Source organism: Photorhabdus heterorhabditis, from assembly GCF_001280945.1.
GTDB classification, from domain to species: domain Bacteria; phylum Pseudomonadota; class Gammaproteobacteria; order Enterobacterales; family Enterobacteriaceae; genus Photorhabdus; species Photorhabdus heterorhabditis.
Genome location: NZ_LJCS01000107.1, coordinates 1 through 7,309 on the forward strand (window position 1 = coordinate 1; position 7,309 = coordinate 7,309).

The window sequence follows — 7,309 nt, forward strand, 5'->3', positions numbered from 1 at the left end:
CTCTTAAGCAGGCAGACGAGGCGGATGATTGGCCTTTATGACGGCCTAGTTATCAAGGCAATAAAACGCCAGATTGGTTAAAAAATATACTTAGCGTGCGTTTTCGTACGGTTGGGCTTCAGACCCCCCCTTAAATAAAAAATAAATCACACGCTGTCAATATATCGCTAACAGGGTGAGGGCGGCCATCTCATTACTGTGGGGCATTTATGTAGCAAAGCAGCTAAAGAAGCCACTTTAACGTATAAGTATTCATGGGCCGATAATGGGTAATAGTCCGGTTGAGTTGCCCACTTTACCGCTAAATAACTCAAGTGCCCCAGACTTTTTTATGCTCTCCCGTTTACTGCTCCATTGCTCCCGAAACCCCTATATTCAGTTTAGGCATTAATGCTAATGTACGCATACATTAGCATTAATAGGTGGGTCATCCCGTCCCGGCATCGGCATTTTTGGACGCCCTGATTTTCGCCTGATAACCGTGCTTGACTCTCTCAATATTCGCCAGGGTGGTTATCCAGTAGCGTTGTGCGGCGGGGCGATATCTGGCGGCAACCTGTTCTATGACATCTGGAGCGCTGTCAGTACTGCGATGAATGCGGCCCTTCTGCCCGAAGACGGAAACGATAATTGCCTGGCTCCCCGTCCTGCCGAACAGCGCGTTACATAGCCGCTTCACGACCAGCGGGGTTAAATCTGGATCAACTTCCGGCGCAACAGTGTCTAAGATGAATCGCAGCATTTCAGACGTTTTGTAACGCTTTACCGCCGCAGCGAGGCGGGCTGCACGCTGCGGCGCTTTCCAACCGTCGTTACTGTATTTTGCAAGTTCGGCATGGTAATCCGCCTTCAGTTTCTCCTCCGTGTAGCATTCGTTCATGTAAAAAAAGGCTCTAGCCTGCTCTGTTGCTGATTCTTCCATGTAAATCTGCCTTAATTAACGCTAGTGTACACATACATTAGCATTAATACATAACCTGAGCAAGCCTTACTCAGTAAATCACTGTACTGACGATGCGGAGTGTCAAATTATGTCCAATCCGCATTTCTGAAAACCCTTTCCCCTACTAGCTCTATATCGCCAGAAATGGCGTGGATAGATGGACACAGTTTGTATAAAAATGCTAATGTATGCGTACATTAGCATCATGGGTTTTTTAGTGGAAGTACAATGCCGTACAAACGGTGAATAGGTTTACCGTACAATATTTCTTCGTATTCAAACTAACCCATATTATATAAAAATTGTTCTCCAAACTTTTCATAGGCAAAAGATAGTTAAAGTGAGCGTTAAAGTATATTCGCCTGTAAGGGGCGAAAGAATGTTTCAGAAGACATTAGGAGTTGATGCGCCCCGAAGCGGAGCATTACTTGTCTTTAGTAAGTAATGCGACTGAGAGCGAAATAGAGAGCCTCGATACCCCCCCGCCCTGCTAAGCTGTGAGCGAAGCGAACTAAATGGCACGATATGATAGCAGTGGAGATGTTGGATGGTCGGAGACGAAAGGATGTTGAAGCAACTGATTGAAAATCGGTTAGTTATTTCTTTATTTATTGTAGGTATTCATTACATCTCCTTTCTGAGCGACAGCAGCGAAGCTGCTTGTAAGCGAAGTCATTATTATTTGTTTTTTGTAGTTGCAGGGGAGCGTTGTTGAGCTCCCTGCTAACTCCCTTGTTAAAGGGTCGTTTAGTTCAGAAATAAAGATCGAATTTAATATGATTTTCTTTATATAGTTCGAAGCTAATAGTTTTATTTTTAAACTATTCTAATTTAATTGACTATAATTTAATCTTTACCAATGTTTGTCACTTAAACAATCGTTATTTTAGTGTTTTCCCCATGAGGGGGAAGCATAAAAAACAACCAACCATTGATTTCAGACAACACGAGAACCGCCAGTAAAGGTGGTTTATGTTAATTAGACGGGTTATTTGTCTGGTAGATGCTTTACATACACCTGATATAATTCATCATTTGAAAGATCGGGATATTTACTTTTAATATCTTTTTCAAAAGATAACCTTTGGGCTAATGGCTGTTGTTGCACCCAATTTTGGTATTTCTGCCAATAAATTCTTCTTTCATCAGGAACAGGCTCTGTCGCTTTAATCAGCTCTTTTCGTTGTTCTGTTGCTTTTATCGCATGTTGACGTTCACTCTCTAATTCTTCATCATTTCCTATCACTAATCGTTTTAGTTTTTGAAGTAGCTTCTTTAGAGAATGTTTATTATCAAGCGATGCCACATTAGAACGCGCTAAACGTAAAACATGTTGAGCATAGACCTGATCATAAGACTTTCGGAGCCCTTTTTTCTCCATCCAGCGCTTAAAGCGTTTGAGAATTTCTCTCATTTCAGATAGAGCAAAACCAAGCCCCATAAAAAATTCAGGTCGAATCCATATACGCATAGCTTTATGTTGTTTACTTTCATGATCAAAATCACGGTCTATGAGAATTAGATTAGCGTCTTCCCAATCATTCAGAGCATGTAATATTGGATCATAGCTTTTACGACCATTCTCATAACGATAGAGTTGGCCGCAAAGTTCAGCCAACTTTTCAACTGAACACATGACCTCAAAGAGATATTCATGATTTGGGTTATAGTCAGCATAAGCAATCATTGCTAAGGCTAACTCAGAAAAGGTTTCCCGACGTTCAGAACGCACAGAAACACGCTGATTACGGTTACAACGTAATTTATAGATAAAAGAATTACGATTCCAATCGTGTACTTTTAATGCTCCCGCCAAACGACGAACAAACACTATATCAGGTAAGCCACCTGTATATTTCGGGGTATAGTGACGATGGATCTTTGTTTTGTTATGTGGCTGTTCTAGATTATCCACCCCGACCTTCACTTAAGCCGGTCATAGGGTATTGCATTCTATTAGACATGAATTTATACTCTTCTATACAAAGCAATTTCTAGTAGTTCTAGTAGCCCCGTACTCTGTGACATCCGGCAAGTTGAAACAGATTGCGGGGTTTTCCTTTTAGTCGGCTATAGCTCATGCTGACACACTTTCGGCTATGCCTATCAAGCTGGTAAGAATCTAACACTTCAAACAAAGATGATCAACAATCTACTTCCAACTTTTTCTAGCTTGCTCAAGTAACATTGTCAGATAAGCAGACTGTGAAAAACCTTCTTTTTTGCAAAAAATGACCAATTCTTCTTTAAGTTCTTGGGGGATAAAAACCCTTAGCTCTTTTTCATGACTGGCTAACTTTTTCTGTTTATACTTAATATTATGTTCATTTTGTGTAAGGGGATTACCCTTCCTATATTCACGCATTTTTCTAGTTTTGTTCGATTCCGACATGACATCCCCCCCCCACTGCCTCTACCTACAAAAACAAAATTGTCTGTATGATATGATAGATCCTTGATTTTGCACATACTTTAAAAATCTATATCGGGGGTTAATCATAACTAGAAAAGTTAACAGAATGGGATTTATCTACACATGCTGGTACCGGTGAGCAGCCAGAATGACCATATTGATGTAATTGGGGTTACCTGGATTTAAAGAAGAGCAGGGGAAAATTGCGCAGGAATTTACGGTTTGCGTAACGCTTTTTTCGTCCTCGCTTCGCTGCGGGGCTTCCGGCGCGTTGCGCCTCCCATGCCCTGACTGGCATGAAAAAAAGGGGCGCTATGCCCCTTTCCGATTAAAATTTCTTGTACACGTCTTTGCGGTGTCCAACGCTCAATGCAATAACCAGCAGCTTTTCATCTTCTATCGTGGCAATGAGACGGTAATCTCCGATGCGCCAGCGGATAAATTCGGCTTTATCACCTTTCAGGATTTTACCCATCAGGCGGGGATTCACCGCGTTGTTAATATGCGTCTCTATGTACTTCTGGATAACTCTCTGGTGTACCGCGTCGATTTTCTTAAACTCTTTGACAAACCGCTTTGTGTACTCTGTCCGGTAGCGTGTCATACCTCACCACCTCAAACAGATTTAAACAGTTCGTCATGGCTGATTGTCGTTTTATCACTGAGATAGTCCTCATAGCTTTCAGTGGCGAGTTGTAAATCTAACTCGTCCTCGATTTTTTCCCTTACTGCACTTTTGCACAATTCGCTGAATGTTATCCCTTTGCCGTTCGCGTAGGATTCAAACAGGTGAAAATCTTCGTCATTCAACCGAATTGCTTTTGTCAGGTTTTTGTTCATATCCGCCTCCTTATTTATTGTTATACAATGTATAGCAGCAAATAAGGAGCGTCAATAAAAAAGGGGCTTTATGCCCTTTCATTGCAGGATTACCCATTGAAGGAGAGCATAAAAAACCGTGGGGCACTTATGCCGCAATTTTTTCTGCCCAAGAGTGCTCCGCTTCGTCACCTAATTTTATGCCCGGATACCAATGCTCAAATTGGGTTTTCAAATCATCATTCAGTACGGCTGTACGGGTCTGGAGTAAGTAATGCGCACCTTGCTGGCTCCACTGCATCTGCTGTTTTTTCACCATCCGTTTGGCAATCACTTCATTGATCGTCGATTCAACAAATGAAGAGGAAATGGGTTCACCATAGCGATACATTTCACCGTAATTCGGGATCATCATGCCGTTATTTTCGATATAGGTGTACATTTCATCAATATGTTTTGACAAGGATTTCTTATTATCATAATGCGAGATGTCCTCATCACACATCACAGCACAATCATCCAGGTGTTCTAATGCCTTCATCACATTGCCATGCCAGAGATACCATTTTGTACGGGTTAAAGCGGCCAGCAATTCTTCGCCGAGTTCCGGGGCGTTTTTCGATACCCCTCTGGCATATTGTTTTAATACGGTCAGCCGCATCGTGATATGAAACCAATCCAGTACGTGCTGCGATTCGGGGTACAGGTTAAATTGCAAATCCCTGAGATTATCGGCCCCATCCGATAAGAAAGTAATTTGTTGATTCATCTGCATGCCCTGTGCAGATAACTGGGCAATGAGTTTTTTTCTGGGATGATTTTCCAGACATTGCACGAAACCAAAGCGTTTGGTCGGGACATTCGTCGCAAATGATTTGCCGGCAATGACTTCGAAATGGTGTTTTCTGTCGTCCCGGTTTCTGACGTAGCTGCCATCAATGCCCACCGTTATTGGTTTTCCCGGTTTGGGTAATTTTCCCCATTCACGGGGAGCACCGGGGAGAAAATCTGGCACTCCCTCTAATTCAGCCTCTTGTTTTTTGGCCGTCTGACACAGGTGATTTCTGACGGTGGCGGCATTACAGTGTTTTCCCACTGGCAGAACATCTTTGAGCAGGCTGGCAGTCAGTCCATAAGACATCAGTGACGCCCACCGGGTTTCTATATATCTGAGCTCCGGGTGAGTATGCGTATCACACCAGTGGTTGAGCAGACTAACGGTTTGGTTTGAATGTTTCTCACACGCACACCGGTAAACCCGAAATCCCGCTACCGGGATAATACCAAATAAGGTTCGATACTGGATGATTTGTTTGCCTTTTATCCGGCGATTTCGTTGACAGCAAGGACAAGCACGGTGTTCATCCAAATATTCCGCCACCTGTTTCTGGATCACAGATTGCTGGATAGCGTTCAAAAGTAATTTCGATTCAGACAGGGAAAGTCCAAGGTCATTGGGGGCATCGGACTGTTTTTCTATCGTGAATAACGTCTCAGTATGGCGATGACCCGATTTATCGACCATCGCGATTTGGATTGTGAATTGCATGGTGCTGTCCTCCCGGGGCTGCGGCTACCGTGTTCCCCCGTTTTTTAGCTGGTGACGCAATTTATAGTACGTAGAAACACCTAACCCTACGTTATCGCAAGCCAGCTTTAACTTGATACCTTTCGCTCTTAACGCGTCTATTTGAGGTAATTTACTGATCTCCGCCGGCGGCCTGCCCGTTCGTTCTCCACGTTGTTTTTTCGCGGCAATTCCTTCGGTTTGCCTTTCTCGAATGAGTGCCCGTTCAAACTGACTGAAGGCCGACATCATATGCAGTTGCAGCTCTTGCATAGGTGTACCCTCGTTGGCACTAAACGTGAGCTGTTCTTTCAGAAAGATCAGTGTAATACCTTGTTCGCGTAAACGCAGGGTCAGAGTACACATGTCCATCATATTGCGGCATAACCGATCGATGGAGTGAACAACTATCGTGTCGCCGGTTCTGACCTGTTGAAGCATATTTTGAAGCTGTGGCCGGTTGATGTTTTTCGCACTGGCCTGTTCGATATAGATTTTGTCAATTTTAATACCGGATGCAGACAGTGCCTCTTTCTGGCGATCAATTTGCTGGTCAACCGAACTCACCCGGATATAGGCATAGTGCATACTACCCTCAACAGTCTTTAAACCTGATAAAGGTTTGTAGAATACTCTATAAAATTGACTTTTTCTAGGTTTATAGAGATATATAGCCTTGTTTTTAGCCCAAATGAAAAGGTATACCTTTAGGGATACCGATCACTCTATCCGCTACAGCCCTGTTACGATGGGTTCCAGCTCCGGTGAGTCAAGGTCAAGTTTGCTCAATTGTTGGTTAACCTTTTGTCGGTTGAATCTGACGGCATCAAGCGCATCAACCCATGGCCGAATGTCCCCCACTGTTGTCGTTTCGTTGGCATGAGCAATGGCGTCAAGCAGTGCCAATGTCTTATCGTATTCATCGGCTAGGGTTGCCCCAGGCATTCTGTTTCCGGCCAAACAAAAAGGGGATGTTAGAGTAGAATTTTCGAGAATCGTTTCAATACGGATATCGTGCAGCCAATTTTCAAAGAAGTTGTATTCGTAAGTAAAACGATCTCCGGTATCAAATTCAAAGTCATCAAGCGTAATTTGATAAGGATTATCAGAAAAACCAATCCCACCGGAATAGGGAATGCCGTAATTTTTGCCATAAATACGGAATTGATGCAGATGATCATCCTGCCATCCCTGCGCGATCTGAATGATATAGTGAAAAGCCGCTAAGGAAGTCCCGCCTGACAATCTGAATCGGCGCCAGACCATTGGACTGATACCTCGAAGGGCGATTTTCACAATATAAGTTTTCATGGTGAGGTGTTTGATAGAATTATGTTCCTTTGCTCATTCTATCGCCGATTTAATACTGTGCCCCACAGTAATGAGATGGCCGCCCTCACCCTGTTAGCGATATATTGACAGCGTGTGATTTATTTTTTATTTAAGAGGCCACCATCATGAACACTATCGCATTGATTGGCATCGATCTTGGCAAGCATTCCTTTCATATCCATTGTCAGGATCAATCAGGAAAAGCGTTGCTGCGTAAAAAATTCACCCGAACTAA

Annotated in this window: 9 protein-coding genes and 1 pseudogene; 2 read left to right on the forward strand and 8 right to left on the reverse strand. The window is 43.2% G+C overall.

Annotated elements, in window-relative coordinates:
• Positions 1-427: 427 nt before the first annotated feature.
• On the reverse strand, positions 428-922 hold the full coding sequence (locus AM629_RS20160; RefSeq protein ID WP_054481480.1) for a hypothetical protein: 495 nt from the start codon (positions 920-922) through the stop codon (positions 428-430).
• A gap of 586 nt (positions 923-1,508) precedes the next feature.
• Between AM629_RS20160 and AM629_RS24065 the strand changes: the two genes are divergently transcribed.
• Complete coding sequence (locus AM629_RS24065; RefSeq protein ID WP_161804254.1) at positions 1,509-1,658, forward strand: hypothetical protein; 150 nt, start codon at positions 1,509-1,511, stop codon at positions 1,656-1,658.
• A gap of 273 nt (positions 1,659-1,931) precedes the next feature.
• On the opposite strand, the gene AM629_RS20165 is transcribed toward AM629_RS24065, so the two are convergent.
• From AM629_RS20165 to AM629_RS20195, 7 genes are all read right to left on the reverse strand, one after another.
• Positions 1,932-2,858: a RepA family replication protein gene (locus tag AM629_RS20165; protein ID WP_054481482.1), complete on the reverse strand. Its 927-nt coding sequence runs from the start codon at positions 2,856-2,858 to the stop codon at positions 1,932-1,934.
• Positions 2,859-3,095: 237 nt separating this feature from the next.
• Positions 3,096-3,335, reverse strand: a complete 240-nt coding sequence (locus AM629_RS20170; protein WP_054481485.1) for a RepB family protein — start codon at positions 3,333-3,335, stop codon at positions 3,096-3,098.
• 349 nt (positions 3,336-3,684) lie between these two features.
• Positions 3,685-3,960, reverse strand: a complete 276-nt coding sequence (locus tag AM629_RS20175; protein WP_054481487.1) for a type II toxin-antitoxin system RelE family toxin — start codon at positions 3,958-3,960, stop codon at positions 3,685-3,687.
• An 11-nt stretch (positions 3,961-3,971) separates the two neighbouring features.
• Positions 3,972-4,196, reverse strand: a complete 225-nt coding sequence (gene relB, locus AM629_RS20180; RefSeq protein ID WP_083451967.1) for a type II toxin-antitoxin system RelB family antitoxin — start codon at positions 4,194-4,196, stop codon at positions 3,972-3,974.
• Between the two features lie 127 nt (positions 4,197-4,323).
• Positions 4,324-5,724 (reverse strand): ISKra4 family transposase, encoded by a 1,401-nt coding sequence (locus tag AM629_RS20185; RefSeq protein ID WP_054481489.1) that lies wholly within the window; start codon positions 5,722-5,724, stop codon positions 4,324-4,326.
• A 24-nt stretch (positions 5,725-5,748) separates the two neighbouring features.
• Complete coding sequence (locus AM629_RS20190; RefSeq protein WP_054481491.1) at positions 5,749-6,330, reverse strand: recombinase family protein; 582 nt, start codon at positions 6,328-6,330, stop codon at positions 5,749-5,751.
• Positions 6,331-6,474: 144 nt separating this feature from the next.
• Positions 6,475-7,038, reverse strand: coding sequence for a plasmid pRiA4b ORF-3 family protein (locus AM629_RS20195; RefSeq protein ID WP_420806694.1), 564 nt, complete (start codon positions 7,036-7,038; stop codon positions 6,475-6,477).
• A gap of 161 nt (positions 7,039-7,199) precedes the next feature.
• Here AM629_RS20195 and AM629_RS23730 point away from each other — a divergent pair.
• Positions 7,200-7,309, forward strand: a pseudogene (locus tag AM629_RS23730) (IS110 family transposase); the annotation flags it as partial.

Coding starts and splice junctions, on each gene's coding strand:
- AM629_RS20175 (WP_054481487.1), bottom strand. CDS start 3,960: ATGACACGCTACCGGACAGAGTACACAAAGCGGTTTGTCAAAGAGTTT.
- AM629_RS24065 (WP_161804254.1), top strand. CDS start 1,509: ATGTTGAAGCAACTGATTGAAAATCGGTTAGTTATTTCTTTATTTATT.
- AM629_RS20170 (WP_054481485.1), bottom strand. CDS start 3,335: ATGTCGGAATCGAACAAAACTAGAAAAATGCGTGAATATAGGAAGGGT.
- AM629_RS20160 (WP_054481480.1), bottom strand. CDS start 922: ATGGAAGAATCAGCAACAGAGCAGGCTAGAGCCTTTTTTTACATGAAC.
- AM629_RS20185 (WP_054481489.1), bottom strand. CDS start 5,724: ATGCAATTCACAATCCAAATCGCGATGGTCGATAAATCGGGTCATCGC.
- relB (WP_083451967.1), bottom strand. CDS start 4,196: ATGAACAAAAACCTGACAAAAGCAATTCGGTTGAATGACGAAGATTTT.
- AM629_RS20190 (WP_054481491.1), bottom strand. CDS start 6,330: ATGCACTATGCCTATATCCGGGTGAGTTCGGTTGACCAGCAAATTGAT.